A 14,735-nucleotide genomic window follows, 5' to 3' on the forward strand; every position below is an offset into this window, starting at 1 on the left:
CGGACCGCACGGCGCGGTCCGGGGCCTTCCATGGTGCGGAGGCCGTGGTCAGAACAAGCGGAGCTTGTCGTCCTCGATGCCGCGCATGGCGTCGTAATCGAGCACCACGCAGCCGATTCCGCGGTCCGTCGCCAGCACCCGGGCCTGCGGCTTGATTTCCTGCGCTGCAAAGATGCCCTTGACCGGGGCAAGGTGGGGATCGCGGTTGAGCAGCTCCAGATAACGGGTCAGCTGCTCCACGCCGTCGATGTCACCGCGTCGCTTCAGCTCCACGGCCACGGTCTTCCCGTCCGCGTCCCGGCACAGGATGTCGACCGGGCCGATGGCGGTGGGGTATTCGCGGCGGATCAGCGTGTAGCCCTCGCCGAGGATCTCGATCCGGTCGGCGAGGAGTTCCTGCAGGTGCGCTTCCACGCCGTCCTTGATGAGGCCCGGATCGACGCCCAGTTCGTGCGAGGAGTCGTGGAGGATCTCCTCCATCGTGATAATCAGTTTTTCGCCCGCTTTGTTCACCACGGTCCAGACGCCTTCGGTGTCGTCGGCGCCCTCCTTCAGGGTGCAGGGCGGTGACATCCAGTTGAGGGGTTTGTACGCCCTGTCGTCGGCGTGGATGGAGACGCTCCCGTCCGCCTTCACCAGGATGAGGCGGGGAGCGGAGGGCAGGTGGGCCGTGAGCCGGCCCGCGTAGTCCACGGAGCAGCGGGCGATGACGAGACGCATGGTCGGCAACGCTACTCGACGACGGGTGCCCGGCGCGATTCCCCCTCGGTCGCCCCACCGCCACCGCCCACCACGGCGCTTCGGGACCTCGGGCTTGCCCCTCTTTGCGCACCTTCGTTATTGGCCGGTTGTGTTCCCAATCTCCTGGTGCGGCCCGGACTGCGCCCTTACCGTGGAAGCATGAGGTCGCCGCGCGTGTACGCTGCGTCGCCGTCCCTCTTCCCTGCCCGTAAGGCCCTGGCCGACCGCCGGGGTCGCGAGAGGAGAACCCATGTCGCTCGACGTCTCACCGGCGCTGTTGGAACAGGCCGAGCGAGGCGAGGTCGACGAAGCCGACTTCGTCGACTGCGTCCGGACCTCCCTGCCCTACGCATGGGAGATGATCAGCTCTCTGGTGGCCCAGCTGAAGGTCGACGGCGGAGATTTCGCCGACAACCAGACGCCTCCGCCGGACGAGCAGGCACGTGGTCAGCTGCTGCGTGCGCTCGCGAGTGATGCGATACGCGGTGCGCTGCAGCGGCACTTCGGGGTGCGCCTGGCATTCCAGAACTGCCACCGCGTCGCGGTGTTCCCGCTGGACGCCTCGGTCGACGAGCGGCTGGCCCGATTCACTTCGGTGAGGGGGCAGTTGCTCAACCAGTCGCCCGAACTACGGGACTGCTGAACGCTTCTGCTGCCGCTCCGGGCTGCAGGAGGTGCAACTGGCTCCGGGGCGGCAGCTCCCCGTACTCCTACGGGTGTTCATGCCAGTAGTGGCAGTACCTCGGTGCCCAGCCGCGCTACGTTCTCCTCCGTGGCCGCCAGATCTCCCGAACCCTCCACCAGGAGCGCGAACCTGGTGATACCTGTCCGCTCGGCGGTCGCGGCGAGCCGGTCGGCGGCGAGCCGGGGCGGGCCCACCGGATGAAGGTCGCAGAGCAACTCCGTATAGGCGACCGGGTCGCGCATGACGCGGTGCCTGCCGTCGACCGTCACATGGGCTTCCAGTCCTTGTCGCAGCCACCCCGGCATCGCCTTCGCGAGTGTCTCCACGGCCTCCGCGGACCGGTCCGCGATCTGGGCGACGCCCGCGGAGACATGGCCCGCTTCCCGGACACTCTCGGGCGACCGGCCCGCGGCGAGCGCGGTGGAACCCCACAGGGCGACCATGTCGGCCTTCTCCTCGTCGCCGCAGTGCATTCCGAGGAGCATCGGCAGGCCGTTCTCGGCGGCGAGTTTCACGCTCTTCGGCGACGTGCACGCGACGATCACCTCGGGGCCGCCCGGCCCTTGCGAGCCATTCCCGTCGTTCTCGTCGAGCAGCTCGTCGGCCCGGGGGACCACCGCGACCTCACGGAAGCCGAATCGCTCCCCGTTGCCCGCTACGCGCGGTTTGCGCAGCCAGTCGAGCAGCAGGTCCAACGACTCGGGGAAGCCCTTCTCGTACGCCTCCAGGCCCCCTCCGAACACCTCCAGGTCCACCCAGGGCCCGCCCCGTCCCACGCCGAGGGAGAACCTGCCCCCGCTGGTGAGCTGGAGCAGCGCGGCCTGTTCGCCGAGCGCCACCGGATGCTGGTTCGGCAGCACGCTGACTGCTGTACCGACCCGGATCCTGCGGGTGCGGCCGAGCAGCAGCGCGGCCAGCGTGACGGCGGACGGGCAGACCCCGTACGGCACGAAATGATGTTCTGCGAGCCAGACCGAATCGAGCCCGGATTCCTCCGCGACCTCGGTGGACCGGATCGCGCGATGCAGCGCTTCCCCCGGCCCCTGCCCGGGAAACTGGGCTGCCAGTACGAACGTTCCCACGCGCATCGCCAATTACCTCCTTGTGGCCGACGTGGCTCTCCCCTACTGGCAACAACGTCTGACACGTGCCAAGGGCACGGTCCGCGGCGAAGTTGTTGCGATTTTCCGGTAACCCGTCCTGTCCTGGGCGGTACCGGACGCCTGCCTCGGCCGAATGGCCCTACGCTTGACGGGAACTGCCCAGCCTGCCCCGTGAGGTGTCACGTGTCCCCGCGCCGTAACCGTCCCCGAGGCGGCGAGAGTCCCACCGGCAGCGCGAATGTGCCGGGGGAGCGCTACGGCGGCGGCGGGCGTGCCGAGGAGTGGCAGGGCGAGCAGTGGTCGGTGCGCCCGGTGAGCGGCGCGAGCGCGGCGGGCAAGCGGTACCGCTGCCCCGGCTGCGACCAGGAGATCCCGTCCGGCGTACCGCACCTCGTCGCCTGGTCCGAGTACGGCGGGGTCGACGACCGCAGGCACTGGCACAAGGCGTGCTGGAACGCGAAGGACCGCCGCACCACAAGGGTGCAGCGGTCCAGGAACGCGCCGCGCTACTGAGCCGGCCGGTGACCGGTCAGGCGTCGCGCCGGTCCAGCGCCGCGTAGGCGCCGGCCATGGCCACGGCCGTGACGCCCAGCATGATCCACAGTGGCTCCCAGCCGGACGGCCCCGACGTGGAGACCGAGGCGTCGTACAGCCCGCCGAGCTGGCTGGGGATCGAGTACTCGAAGAGGGCCTGCTGCACCTTGGCGAGCGACTGCGAGAACATGAACATGGCCAGCACCAGCGGCAGCAGTACCACCGCGATCATGATCGTGATCGCGCCGGCGGAGTGCCGGATGAGGGCGCCGACCGCGAGCGACAGCAGTCCCAGGGTCGCGATGTAGAGACCGACACCGACCGTGGCGCGCAGCCAGTCGTCACCGCTGGCGGTACCGCCGTCCAGGATGGCGGTCTGCAGCACGGCGACGAGCGCGGTCATCACCGTCGTGATGGTGAAGGTGAGCAGGAAGAAGACGATCGCCTTCGCGCTCAGCACCCGGGCACGGCTGGGGCAGGCCGTCAGTGTCGTACGGATCATGCCGGTGCCGTACTCGGTGGCGATGGTCATCACGCCGAGCGTGATCACACAGATCGAACCGAGAAGTACCCCGAAGAAGCCGAAGCTGAGCACCTTGGTGTTGTCGAGCTCGGAGCCGGACGTGTTGACGGCGACGGCCGACAGCAGCCCGATGCCGAGCAGCAGCACGATCATGATGCCGAGCGTCCACATCGTGGAGCGCACGGAGCGGATCTTGGTCCACTCGGAGGCGAGCGCGTCGGCGAGGGTGGCGCGGCGCTGCGGGATCGGCGAGGTGTACAGATCGGTGGGCGCGGGCGCCCAGTTCTGCTGCGGGTACTGCTGCGCCTGCTGCTGGTACGGCGCCTGCGGAGTCGGCGGCGTTGTCATCGGGCGTCCTCGCTGGTGTCGTGCTTGGTCAGGTCTGCCGGGCCGGCTGCGGGTGCGGCGGGTGCGGTCGTGGGTACGGCCGGGGCGGCCCCGGGGGGTGCCGTGTACGGGTTCTGTCCGGGCGGCGGCGGGGCGTACCAGCCCTGCTGCGGCAACTCAGGGACGGTCTGCAGCGGCGGTGCGTATCCGCCGCCCGGCACGGGCTGCTGCAGCCCGGCCTTCTGGTCCGCCGTCGAGCGGTAGTCCACGGCGCTCTGCGTCATCCGCATGTACGCCTCCTCCAGCGAGGCCTGGTGCGGTGAGAGCTCCCACAGCCGTACATCCGCCCCGTGCGCCAGGTCACTGATCCGCGGCAGCTGCAGCCCGGTGACCCGCAGGGCCCCATCCGGCTCCGACATGACCTGGCCGCCCGCCTCGGTGAGCGCGGCGGTCAGCTTCTCCCGCTGCTCGGGCTGCGCATCCGGGACGCGTACCCGTGCGAAATCGGCCGAGTTGGCGGAGATGAAGTCCTTGACGCTCATGTCGGCGAGCAGTTGCCCACGCCCGATCACGATCAGATGATCGGCGGTGAGCGCCATCTCGCTCATCAGGTGGCTGGAAACGAAGACCGTACGGCCCTCGGACGCCAGCAAGCGCATCAGATTGCGGACCCAGAGAATGCCCTCCGGGTCGAGACCGTTGACGGGCTCGTCGAAGAGCAGCACCTGCGGGTCGCCCAGCAGCGCCGCCGCGATCCCGAGCCGCTGCCCCATGCCGAGCGAGAAGCCCTTGGACCGCTTCTTGGCGACGTCCTGCAGGCCCACGACGCCGAGCACCTCGTCGACCCGGGCAGCCGGGATACCCGCGAGATGCGCCAGCGAGAGCAGGTGGCTACGGGCGCTGCGGCCTCCGTGCACCGCCTTGGCGTCCAGCAGCGCACCCACCTGGCGTGGCGCGTTCGGCAGGCTCCGGAAGGGATGCCCGCCGATCGTCACATGGCCGGACGTCGGCCGGTCCAGGCCGAGCATCATGCGCATCGTGGTGGACTTGCCCGACCCGTTGGGACCGAGGAATCCGGTGACGGCGCCGGGCCGCACCTGGAAGGAAAGGTTGTACACGGCCGTCTTCGCGCCGTAGCGCTTGGTCAGGCCGACTGCCTCGATCATGCTTCAGCCCCATCGACTTTTATCTGTCGTCGGGGCCCAGGCCGTCAGGCCGCACGCCCCCCGTAAGAGTTAGGAGGATATCCAGCCTTTGACGGTTCCGGCCAAGCCGTTCAGGGAAGCGAGTCGCCGAGAGGCGGCAGGTCGTCGTAGAACCGCAGGTCGCCGGAGGCGTCGAGGTACGGCAGGAAGTCGGTCTGCGGGAGCACCCATCCCTCCTCGCGGAAGATCCGGGTGCCCTCCTCGCGCAGGCCGGGATCGATGCCCGCCTTCTTGACCCAGGACGACGGATCGGGGCCCAGCAGTTCACCGAGACGGGGCGAAGCGGCGAGCAGGGCGGCGAGGAGCTCGGACTGGTCGCCGCCGCCGGGACGCGGTGTGCCGTCCGGGCCGGCCAGTACACCGTGCGAGCTGAAGTAGAGGTACGCGCCGCCGAGCCGTTCCCCGGACGGCATGGTCATCGGGAATTCGTCACCGGGCAGTATCGCCCGCCGGTAGTCGGGGAACTCGGTGGCATCGACGGCGTCCAGCTGCTCGGCGTCCAGCCAGGCGACGACGAGGACCGCGCTCGCGCCGCGGTCCACGTACGGCGTGCCCGCGACATAGCCGGCCGGACTGATGTGCCCGGAGCAGCCGACGCCGATGCCCTCCACCCGCACCGGCACCATCGGCACGGTGACGGGGATTCCGAGCCGGGTGAGCTTGTGGCTGACCTGGCCGGGGGACGCGTTGGAGCCGACCGCGATGACCGGATGCCGACTGCCGGTCACGACCTGGCCTCGTTGCCGCAGTTCCTCGTCGAGCTGCCGCTTCTCCTCGACGTACCAGTCGCCGAGCCGCATCGGGCGGACGCCCAGCTGAAGCAGTTCGTCGCCGTCGAGCAACGAGGGCTCGGTGGCCGGGCGGCCCGGATAGGTCAGCGGTTCCTTCGCCGGCACGTCGTCAAGGCCCAGCGCAGCGAGGCTTCGGTCCTTCATGGTGACGTCCTTCGATCGGGCACGGGAACGGACACGGGCAGCCTTCCACACCCGGTCTACCCGCGGCGAGCACCAGCGGCACCCGGCACGCGGGATTCGCCGGAGCCGAATGCGGGCAAGGAGCCCCTCGCACGACGGTTCCGAACGGGGGCGGACTGATGTGGGTACCCGTGCGACGGCGGAGCGAACGACCGCATCCGCGCCACCGGACATCCGCGCGCTGGTGGGTCGCGGGCCGTTCCGTGCACGCGCTGATGCTGATGGCGCTCAGCGCGCTGGTCTGTCTCGCCGTATTCATCGCGGCCGTCTGGACCCTGACCGAGCACTCCTCGCGCAGTGTCGGCGACCGCTTCCGTGACAGAGAGGGACTGCTGAACCTGACCCTGGGGGCACTGCGGGCCTGCGTGGGTACGGACAGCCTCAGCCCCGAGCAGGACAGCCTCGCCCACCAGCTGCTGGCCACCCTCGCCTCATTGACGGGCGCGCTGGCGCCCGCCGTGGTGCTCGGCATCGTCCTGATCAAGCTGTTCGCGCTGCGCCCGTTCGTCTGGCGACAGCGCGCGAGCGTCTCGCCGGCCCGTACCGCGGACTTTCCCGTACCCGAGGGCGCGGCGGCGGACCATGCCGTCATTGCGGTGCGCTTCTACAACTCCTTCGACAACCTCTCGGTCGTCGACCTCAGAGCCCGGGTGCATCTGCGCTACCTGGAGACATCGCCTTTCGACGGCAGCCGTGTCATCTACAAGAAGTGGCTCAAGGTCCTGGACGAGAAGGGGCAGCGGGCCGACGAGCGTTCGTGGCTCGCCGTGGAACGAGGGGCGCCCTTCACCGTATGGATCCCGGTGGACGCCACCGTGCGGCAGCTGCCTCTTGCCAGGATTCAGGGCAAGGATCTGTCCGCGTCGGAGGACGCCAAACTCATGGTGAGGCTGACGGCGCGGGCGGTGGGGCTCGGCAGTGAGGTGGCTGACGAGCGGTGGTTCGACCTGGACGCGGCCCAGGGCGACTTCGAGCTCGGCCGGTTCGTCCCGCTCAAGGCGGACCCTGCGCGGGACGTCTGGCAGTGGGAGGGCTGGGAGGACTTCGACTCGGTACTGACCGAGTCCGAGTCGGACCTGCCGCCTACGCGTCCCGCTTCTTGAGCACGAGGTACCCGCCGATCAGCGCGGCCGCCACCCATGCGGTCATAATGCCGAGCCCGCCCCACGGCCCGTACGGCGCAGGCTCGCTGTTCATGGCGGCCGGAACCACCTGCATGATCTTGGAGCCCGCCTGGTCGGGGAAGTAGCGGGCCACGTTCTTGGCGCCCGGGACCGCCGACAGGATCTGTGAGACGAGGAAGAAGAACGGCATCAGGATGCCGAGCGACAGCATCGAGCTGCGCAGCATCGTCGCCACACCCATGGAGAAGATCGCGATCAGCCCCATGTAGATGCCGCCGCCGAAGACCGCACGCAGGACATTCTCCGCACCGATGTCCGTGCGATGGTCGCCGAGGAGGGCCTGGCCGAGGAAGAACGTGGTGAAACTGGTGACCAGTCCGACGACCAGTGACAGCACACCGGCGATCAGGATCTTGCTGAAGAGGAACGAACCGCGCTGCGGCACGGCCGCCAGCGATGTACGGATCATGCCCGAGCTGTATTCCGTGCTGACCACCAGGACGCCGAAGACCACCATCGCGAGCTGACCGAGGACCATCCCGGAGAAACTGAGGAGGGCCGGGTCGAAGGTGGCCTGCTCCGCCGGGGGGAGTTCGTCGAACTGGGAGTTCATCAGTGCGCAGAGTGCCGCGCTCATCGCCGCGGTGACGGCGAACGCGGAGATCAGGGTCCAGGTGGTGGAGGAGACCGTACGGATCTTGGTCCACTCGGAGGTCAGGACCGCGGGTGCCGATGCCATCGTCGTCACGCCCCCTTTCCGGTGCCGGAGGTGCCGGACGTGAAGCTGTCGTGCTGCCGGTTCCACTGCTCGCCCCACTGGGGGCCCGCGGGTGGTGGCGGCCACCCGGCGTGGTCCGCATGGGCGTGGTACTCCACGGAGTCCGCAGTCATCTGCATGAATGCCTCCTCCAGCGAGGCCCGCTGGGAGCTCAGCTCATGCAGCACGATTTGGTGCTGCGCGGCCAGCTCGCCGAGCTGTTCGCTGGTGGCGCCGTCGATCTCCAGCACGCCGCTCCCCGATTCGACCGCGACGATGCCCGCCTCGTGCAGCACATCACGCAGCCGTTCCTGCTGCGGAGAGCGCATCCGTACGTAACTGCGCGAGTTCTGGTGGATGAAATCGGCCATCGAGGTGTCGGCGAGCAGCCGGCCCTGGCCGATGACGATCAAATGGTCCGCGGTGAGGGCCATTTCGCTCATCAGATGCGAGGAGACGAAGATCGTCCGGCCTTCCGTCGCGAGCGTCTTCATCAGATTGCGGATCCAGTGAATTCCCTCGGGGTCCAGACCGTTGACGGGCTCGTCGAACATCAGGATCTCGGGATCGCCGAGCAGCGCGGCCGCGATTCCGAGCCGCTGGCCCATTCCGAGGGAGAACGACTTCGACTTCTTCTTCGCCACCGCGCTCAGACCGACGGTGTCGAGGACTTCCGGGACGCGGCTCTCCGGGATGCGATTGCTCTGCGCGAGACAGAGCAGATTGTTGTACGCGCTGCGCCCTCCGTGCATCGACTTGGCGTCGAGCAGCGCACCGATGTGCTTCAGGGGTTCCGACAGCTCACGGTAGTGCCTGCCGTCGATCCGTACCGATCCACTGGTCGGGTTGTCGAGATCGAGCATCATCCGCATCGTGGTGGACTTGCCCGCCCCGTTCGGGCCCAGAAAACCCGTCACCATTCCAGGTCTGACCTGGAATGAAAGGTGGTCGACGGCAACCTTGTTGCCGAAGCGCTTGGTGAGACCGTCAAGCTCGATCATGCGTTCACGCTAGAACGGCCACGCGCCCGGCGCCACCACAAGGGCGGAACCGGGCGCGCGAAGAGTGCAGCTGAGGTACCGCGGCGTCAGCGGGTCTGCTGAGCCGGGACACCACGGGTGACGGACTCGTCGTCCACCGGCGAACCCGCGGCGGCCACCGCGGCACCGGTCAGCGTCGCCAGCATCTCGCGGACGTTGGTCAGCTGCGCGTTGATGGAGTCGCGGCGGTTGGTGAGCGCCGCCAGCTCGCGCTCCGATTCGCTGCGGATCCGGTCGGCCTTGGCGTTCGCGTCGGCCACGATGTCCTCGGCCTGGCGCTGCGCGGTCTCCACGGTCTGACGCGCCCGGCGCTCGGCGTCCGTGCGGAGCTTCTCGGCCTCCAGGCGGAGCTGCTCGGCGCGGTGCTCGATCTCGGCGAGGCGCTTCTCGGCCTTGGCCTGACGGGACGCGAGGTCGCGCTCCGACTGGTCGCGGCGCTTGGCCAGGTTGGTCTCGAAGTCCGCGGCGGCCTGGGCGGCCTTGGCGCGGGTCTCCTCGAAGAGGGCGTCGGCCTCCTCGCGCTTCTGCGCCGCGTCCTTCTGGGCCTCGGTACGCAGCGCGTTGGCCTCACCCTTGGACTTCTCGACGATGCGGACGCCCTCGTCCTCGGCCTTCGCCTTGCGCTCGGCGGCGAACGACTCGGCGTCGTTGCGCACCTGCTGGGCGGCCGACTCGGCGAGCTCGCGGTGCTGCTCGGCGGCGCGACGGGCCTCCTCGCGCAGCTCCTTCGCCTCCTCCTCGGCGAGGCGGAGAATCTTCTCCACGCGCGCACCGAGACCCGCGTACGACGGCTCCGCGTCATTCACCTGGGCCTGGGCGTTCTGCGTTTCGAGGTGGAGCTCCTCGATGCGCTTTTCCAGAGACGTGATGCGGGTCAGAGCACTATCACGGTCGGCGACGAGCTTGGTAATGCGGTCATCCACCTGACCGCGGTCGTAACCGCGCCGCACTAGCTCGAAGCCGAAGGGGGAGGAAGGGTCACTCATGAGGTTCCTGTCGAAGTAAGACCGGTGAGGTGATAGAGGGAATCCTAGGGGCCCGGGCGGCGTGTCATCGAGTGGATGCCCGTTTGATCTGGAGAATGACACCCCTTTTGAGTGGCTGACCCCCGGATCCCTTGCCACTCGGAGGGTTGAACGTTCTTGTCGAAGCACGTGACATGGCCGGCTGACTACCCGTCGGACGACTTGCCACTCGATCGAGTGCCTGCCGAGGCTCCGGCTTTGACGCCGGTGGACCCGCCACCCGCACTCTTTCCGCCGCCCGTCGGTGCCTCGAAGGACTCCAATGCCTCCAGTACGTCCTGGACGCGGGAGATCTCCGTGTTGATGTCCTTGCGCCGGCGCACCAGGAGATCGAGCTCGCGCTGGCCCTCGTCGACCGTCCGCTTCGCCTCCTGCTCGGCGTCGGCCCGCAGCTTCTCGGCCTCGCGGACCATGCTGGCCTTCTTCTGCTCGGCCTCCTTCAGCAGCGACTCGGCCCGCTTCACCGCGGCGATCCGGACCTTGCTCGCCTCCGAATTCGCTTCCGCCAGCAACTCCTTGGCCTTCGCCGCGGCTTCCTCGCGCTGCTCGGTCGCCGCCTTCATCAGCTTGTCGACGCGCTCGCCCGCCGTCTTCATCTGCTCGGAGGTCTCCTGCCGGGCCCGGTCGTGCAGCTGCTCGATCTCGCTCTCCGTACGAGCCCGGAGCTCCTCCGTCCGCTCCCGAATGGCCGTGGCGTCCCGGCGCGCACCGACCAGCAGCTCGTCCGCGTCCGTACGCGCCCGCTCCACCAGGGTGTTGCCCTCGACGGTCGCCTCGGAGGCGATCCGCACGGCCTCCTTGCGGGCCGCGCCGACCATCGTGTCGGCCTGCTCCTCGGCCTCGGTGGCGGCGCGCAGCGCCTCCTCCTGGGCCTTGTTCATGAGCTGGTCGGCCTGCTCGGCGGCGTCCGCACGGCGCTTCGCCGCCGCCTCTCGCGTCTCGTCGAGCAACCGGTCCGCCTCCGCGCGGGCTTCGCCGCGCAACTGCTCGGCCGCCGCCTCCGCGTCGGTGCGCACCCGCTCCGATTCCTCACGGGTGTGTGCCGCGTGCTCCTGCGCCGAGGCGACAGTGGCCGCCGCCTCCGCGCGCAGCCGCTCCGCCTCGTCGGTCGCCTCGCCGAGGAGCTGGTCGGCCCGGGCCGTGGCGTCGCTGACGAGGGTCGTCGCCTGCTCTGCCGCCTCGGTACGGATCCGCTCGCTCTCGCTCGTCGCCTCGCCGACGAGCAGGTCGACCTGCGCCGCGGCGTCCGAACGCATCCGGTTGGCGTCCTCGCGGGCCTCCGCACGACTGCGGGAGGCATCCTGCTCGGCCGACGCCAGCGCGTCCGAAGCCTCGGTACGCATCCGCTGGCTGTACTCCGCGGTGTCCGAGCGCAGCCGCTCCGACTCGGTGATCGCGTCGCTGACGGTCCGTTCGGCCATCGCCTTGGCGGCCTCGGACTCCTCCTGCGCCTCCCGGCGGATCCGGCTCGCGTCCTCGCTCGCCCGCTCCCGCTCCGCGTGCGCATCGGCGCGGACCCGGTCCGCCTCCTCCTGCGCCTCGGCCTTCGTCCGCTCCGCCACATGCTCGGCGGTGGAACGCAGCCCGGCGATCTCCGCCTCGGCCTGCTCCTGGAGCCCGGAGACCGATTCCCGTACCTGCTGGGCGTGCTGCTCGGCCGCGGAGACCATCTCGGTCGCCCGCGCGTCCGCCTCCTCGACCAGGCGGTGCGCCTCGGCCTGCGCCTCCTCGACCCGCTTGCGGGCGGAGGCGAGCAGCTCCTCGCTCTGTTCGCGCGCGCGCTCGCGCTCCTGGTTCGCCTCGGTGCGCGCCGCGTCGAGGGTCTCCTCCGCCTCGCGGCGGCGCCGGTTCGCCTCCTCCTGCGCGGCGGCCAGCGCCTCGGCGGCCTCGGTGCCCACGCGTTCGGCGGCGGCCGCGGCCTCGGCCCGTACCCGGTCGGCGCTGTCCTGAGCCTCGGACTTGAGGCGCTCCGCCTCGGCGGCCGCCTCGCTGCGCAGCCGGACGGCGACGGACTCGCCCTCGGCACGCGACTGCGACGCGTCCGCCGCGGCCTCGTCACGCAGCCGCTCGGCCTCGGTCTCGGCCTGTGTCTGCAGAGCACGCAGCCGCTCGGCGGCCTCCGCGCGCAGCCGCTCGGACTCCTCGTTCGTCTCGCGGCGGATCCGCTCCGCCTCGCCGCGCGCGTCCGCCAGCGTCTGCTCGGCGGCGGCGACCCGGGCCCCGGCCTCGGTCTGCAGCCGGGCCAGCTCGTCGGCAGCCTCGGCCTGCCGTGCGGCGACCGCACGCTCGGTCTCCTCCCGGAGCCCGGCCGCCGCCTGCTCGGCCGCGGCCGTGGTGGACTCCGCCTGCTCCTCGGACTCCGTACGCAGCCGGTCGGCCTCGGCACGGGCCCGCTCCAGCGCTTCCTCGGCCTGGGTGCGCAGGGCCGTGGCGCGCTCGACGGCCTCGGTACGGACCCGGTCGCTCTCGGTGCCCGCGGCGGTCCGCAGTTCCTCGGCGTCCGCCTTCGCCTTGGACAGCAGTTCCTCGGCGGTCTTCGCGCCCTCCTCGATCTGCTGGACGGCCTCGCGGCGGGCCTCGCCCCTGATCCGCTCGCCCTCGGCGACCGCCTCGGAGCGCAGTTGCTCGGCCTCGCCGCGCAGCCTGCGGGCCTCCTCCTGCAGCTCGACGGTCCTGGCCCGGTACTCCTCGGTGTCGTCCTTGGCCGCGCCCTTGAGCTGGTCGGCCTGTTCGGCGGCCTCGCCGCGCAGCCGGTCCGCCTCGGCCTCCGCCTCGCGGCGGATCCGGTCGGCCTCCTCGCTCGCCGCCTTCGTGGTCGACCGTGCGTCCTCGGACGCCTTGGTCAGCACCTCCTCGGCGGTCCTGGCCGCCTTGGCGAGCTGGGCCGCAGTGTCCTCGACGGCCGCCGCGCGGGCCTTCTCGGTCGCCTCGGACTTGATCCGGTCCGCCTCGGCGCGGGCGTCGGCGAGCGCCTGCTCGGCTTCCGCCTTCAGCGCCTCGGCGTCCTTCGTGGCCTCGCCGACCAGCCGGGCGATCTCCGACTTGGCCGTACGGGTGCGCTGCTCGTTCTGCGACTCGGCGCCGGCCAGCCGCTTGACCGCGGCATCCTTCGCCTCGGCGAGGACCTTCTCCGCCTCCAGGCGGGCCTCGCGCAGCTGTGTCTCGGCCTCCTGCAGGCGCTGCTCGGCGGCCCGGTTCAGCTCGGCGGTCTGCTGCCGGGTCTGCTCGGTCTCCGCGGTCGTCGACGTCCGCAGCTGTTCGGCGTGGCTGGTGGCCTCCTGCGCCTGGCTGGAGGCGGCGCTCAGCAGCCGTTCGGCGTCCTTGCGGGCGCGCAGCAGGATCGCTTCGGCCTCGGAACGGGCGGACTCCGCCTCGGAGCCGAGCCGGTGCCGGGTCTCGTCGGCGAGCCGGGCGGCCTCGGCGCGGGCGCCCGCCAGGGACTGCTCGGCCTCGGCCCGGGACTCATCGAGCAGCCGGCGGGCCTGGGACTCGGTCCTGGCCCGGAGCTGCTCGGCCCAGGCGACGTTCTCGTTGACATGCGACTCGACGGTCTGGCGGCGCTCCGCCAGCTCCTGGTCGAGGCGCTGCCGTCGCTGCACGGCCTCGTTGTGCAGTTCGGCCTGCAGCCGTGCCTGGTGCTCGGCGTGCTCCTGCAGGATCCGCTGCGTCTGCGCCCGGGCGTCACGGAGCTCGCGCTCGGCGTCGGTGCGCAGCTGTTCGGCCTGGATCTGGGCATTACGGAGCAGCTGTTCGGCCTGGTAACCGATGTCCGCGCTGTCGTATGCGGGACGGGTCGCGAGATTGCGCCGAGCCTCGTGCAGCTTGGCGCGCAAGACCTCGACCTGGTAACCGAGGTCCTCGGCGTGCTGGACGGCCTTCTCCCGGTCGGTCCTCAGCCGGTCCATCTTGGCTTCGAACCGCGAGAGATGGTCGTCTTCAGCTCGGTGGCTCTCCTGGCGTTCGTAGCCCCGCACTGCGCGGTCCCATCCGTCCCCTGGTCGCAACTCTCCAAACGAGCACCGTTCGCCGGCGAACGGTCCCCCGGGGAATGGTGACAGATCAACGGCTGGGGACGCGGCGCGGCCCCGACCCGGCCCCGGCCCGGAACCGCCCACTCTACCGGGCCGGGTATCCGGAGGTCAGTGCTCCGCTGCGGACGTGACCAGTTCGGTGAGAACGCCGTGGCAGTCCTTGGGGTGCAGAAAGGTGATCCGCGACCCCATCGACCCGGTCCTGGGCTCGTCGTACAGCACCCTGACCCCCTTGGAACGGATGTCCGCTGCGTCCGCGTCGACGTCTGCGGTGCCGAAGGCGATGTGGTGGACTCCCTCGCCGTTCTTGGCCAGCCATTTTCCGACGGCCGAGTCCTCGCGGGTGGGCTCCAGGAGCTGGAGGTACGAGGCACCGCCGTCCGAGGTCTCGTTGATCTTGAGCATGGCCTCGCGTACGCCCTGCTCCTCGTTGACCTCCGAGTGGAAGACTTCGAAGCCGTAGGTCGCGCGGTAGAACTCGACGGTTTTGTCGAGGTCGAAACAGGCGATTCCGATGTGGTCGATTCGCGTCAGCATGGACAACAGTGGAGCGCTCCACCGATGGTTACGCAACGTGCGCGCGATCACACCCGCTGCTGGATGACGGGCCGCGAACCGCTCAGTACATTCGAGTAAACCCTCGTTCACATCTAATCCAAGGGGCCG

Annotated in this window: 13 protein-coding genes; 3 read left to right on the forward strand and 10 right to left on the reverse strand. The window is 70.1% G+C overall.

Annotated elements, in window-relative coordinates:
• Positions 1-48: 48 nt before the first annotated feature.
• A complete protein-coding gene (nucS, locus tag ACNPQM_RS22830) occupies positions 49-720 on the reverse strand; it encodes an endonuclease NucS (protein WP_030971518.1) in 672 nt (223 codons plus the stop codon).
• Between the two features lie 271 nt (positions 721-991).
• Between nucS and ACNPQM_RS22835 the strand changes: the two genes are divergently transcribed.
• Entirely contained in the window at positions 992-1,384 is a 393-nt protein-coding gene (locus ACNPQM_RS22835) for an SCO5389 family protein (protein ID WP_358857428.1), read from the forward strand.
• Between the two features lie 77 nt (positions 1,385-1,461).
• On the opposite strand, the gene ACNPQM_RS22840 is transcribed toward ACNPQM_RS22835, so the two are convergent.
• Positions 1,462-2,514 carry an LLM class flavin-dependent oxidoreductase gene (locus tag ACNPQM_RS22840; protein WP_358857429.1) on the reverse strand — a complete coding sequence of 351 codons (1,053 nt, stop codon included), beginning with the start codon at positions 2,512-2,514 and terminating at the stop codon, positions 1,462-1,464.
• Between the two features lie 198 nt (positions 2,515-2,712).
• On the opposite strand from ACNPQM_RS22840, the gene ACNPQM_RS22845 reads away from it, so the two are divergent.
• On the forward strand, positions 2,713-3,042 hold the full coding sequence (locus tag ACNPQM_RS22845) for an ATP/GTP-binding protein (RefSeq protein ID WP_358857430.1): 330 nt from the start codon (positions 2,713-2,715) through the stop codon (positions 3,040-3,042).
• A gap of 16 nt (positions 3,043-3,058) precedes the next feature.
• Here the strand turns inward: ACNPQM_RS22845 and ACNPQM_RS22850 are convergent, their stop codons facing one another.
• The 3 genes from ACNPQM_RS22850 to ACNPQM_RS22860 form a co-directional block, all read right to left on the reverse strand.
• On the reverse strand, positions 3,059-3,934 hold the full coding sequence (locus ACNPQM_RS22850; RefSeq protein ID WP_358857431.1) for an ABC transporter permease subunit: 876 nt from the start codon (positions 3,932-3,934) through the stop codon (positions 3,059-3,061).
• Positions 3,931-5,079 carry an ABC transporter ATP-binding protein gene (locus ACNPQM_RS22855; RefSeq protein WP_418085523.1) on the reverse strand — a complete coding sequence of 383 codons (1,149 nt, stop codon included), beginning with the start codon at positions 5,077-5,079 and terminating at the stop codon, positions 3,931-3,933. Before ACNPQM_RS22855 ends, ACNPQM_RS22850 begins: the two co-directional genes overlap by 4 nt.
• Before the next feature lie 110 nt (positions 5,080-5,189).
• A complete protein-coding gene (locus tag ACNPQM_RS22860) occupies positions 5,190-6,053 on the reverse strand; it encodes a hypothetical protein (protein WP_358857433.1) in 864 nt (287 codons plus the stop codon).
• 170 nt (positions 6,054-6,223) lie between these two features.
• Between ACNPQM_RS22860 and ACNPQM_RS22865 the strand changes: the two genes are divergently transcribed.
• Entirely contained in the window at positions 6,224-7,195 is a 972-nt protein-coding gene (locus ACNPQM_RS22865; RefSeq protein ID WP_418085524.1) for a hypothetical protein, read from the forward strand.
• Here ACNPQM_RS22865 and ACNPQM_RS22870 read toward each other — a convergent pair.
• From ACNPQM_RS22870 to mce, 5 genes are all read right to left on the reverse strand, one after another.
• On the reverse strand, positions 7,176-7,955 hold the full coding sequence (locus ACNPQM_RS22870; protein ID WP_418085525.1) for an ABC transporter permease subunit: 780 nt from the start codon (positions 7,953-7,955) through the stop codon (positions 7,176-7,178). The two genes, ACNPQM_RS22865 and ACNPQM_RS22870, sit on opposite strands and share 20 nt — an antisense overlap.
• A 5-nt stretch (positions 7,956-7,960) precedes the next feature.
• A complete protein-coding gene (locus ACNPQM_RS22875) occupies positions 7,961-8,974 on the reverse strand; it encodes an ABC transporter ATP-binding protein (RefSeq protein ID WP_418085526.1) in 1,014 nt (337 codons plus the stop codon).
• A gap of 86 nt (positions 8,975-9,060) precedes the next feature.
• Positions 9,061-9,999, reverse strand: coding sequence for a cellulose-binding protein (locus ACNPQM_RS22880; RefSeq protein WP_358857437.1), 939 nt, complete (start codon positions 9,997-9,999; stop codon positions 9,061-9,063).
• Positions 10,000-10,184: 185 nt separating this feature from the next.
• Positions 10,185-14,012 carry a polarized growth protein Scy gene (gene scy, locus ACNPQM_RS22885; RefSeq protein WP_418085527.1) on the reverse strand — a complete coding sequence of 1,276 codons (3,828 nt, stop codon included), beginning with the start codon at positions 14,010-14,012 and terminating at the stop codon, positions 10,185-10,187.
• 165 nt (positions 14,013-14,177) lie between these two features.
• On the reverse strand, positions 14,178-14,606 hold the full coding sequence (gene mce / locus ACNPQM_RS22890; RefSeq protein WP_358857439.1) for a methylmalonyl-CoA epimerase: 429 nt from the start codon (positions 14,604-14,606) through the stop codon (positions 14,178-14,180).
• Positions 14,607-14,735 lie beyond the last annotated feature (129 nt).

The sequence above is a fragment of the Streptomyces sp. NPDC056231 genome (assembly GCF_048270745.1).
Taxonomy (GTDB): Bacteria; Actinomycetota; Actinomycetes; order Streptomycetales; family Streptomycetaceae; genus Streptomyces.

What these genes read in the sequence shown, in the direction of transcription:
- nucS (WP_030971518.1), bottom strand. Translation starts at nt 720, where the DNA reads ATGCGTCTCGTCATCGCCCGCTGCTCCGTGGACTACGCGGGCCGGCTC.
- ACNPQM_RS22835 (WP_358857428.1), top strand. Translation starts at nt 992, where the DNA reads ATGTCGCTCGACGTCTCACCGGCGCTGTTGGAACAGGCCGAGCGAGGC.
- ACNPQM_RS22840 (WP_358857429.1), bottom strand. Translation starts at nt 2,514, where the DNA reads ATGCGCGTGGGAACGTTCGTACTGGCAGCCCAGTTTCCCGGGCAGGGG.
- ACNPQM_RS22850 (WP_358857431.1), bottom strand. Translation starts at nt 3,934, where the DNA reads ATGACAACGCCGCCGACTCCGCAGGCGCCGTACCAGCAGCAGGCGCAG.
- ACNPQM_RS22855 (WP_418085523.1), bottom strand. Translation starts at nt 5,079, where the DNA reads ATGATCGAGGCAGTCGGCCTGACCAAGCGCTACGGCGCGAAGACGGCC.
- ACNPQM_RS22860 (WP_358857433.1), bottom strand. Translation starts at nt 6,053, where the DNA reads ATGAAGGACCGAAGCCTCGCTGCGCTGGGCCTTGACGACGTGCCGGCG.
- ACNPQM_RS22870 (WP_418085525.1), bottom strand. Translation starts at nt 7,955, where the DNA reads ATGGCATCGGCACCCGCGGTCCTGACCTCCGAGTGGACCAAGATCCGT.
- ACNPQM_RS22875 (WP_418085526.1), bottom strand. Translation starts at nt 8,974, where the DNA reads ATGATCGAGCTTGACGGTCTCACCAAGCGCTTCGGCAACAAGGTTGCC.
- ACNPQM_RS22880 (WP_358857437.1), bottom strand. Translation starts at nt 9,999, where the DNA reads ATGAGTGACCCTTCCTCCCCCTTCGGCTTCGAGCTAGTGCGGCGCGGT.
- mce (WP_358857439.1), bottom strand. Translation starts at nt 14,606, where the DNA reads ATGCTGACGCGAATCGACCACATCGGAATCGCCTGTTTCGACCTCGAC.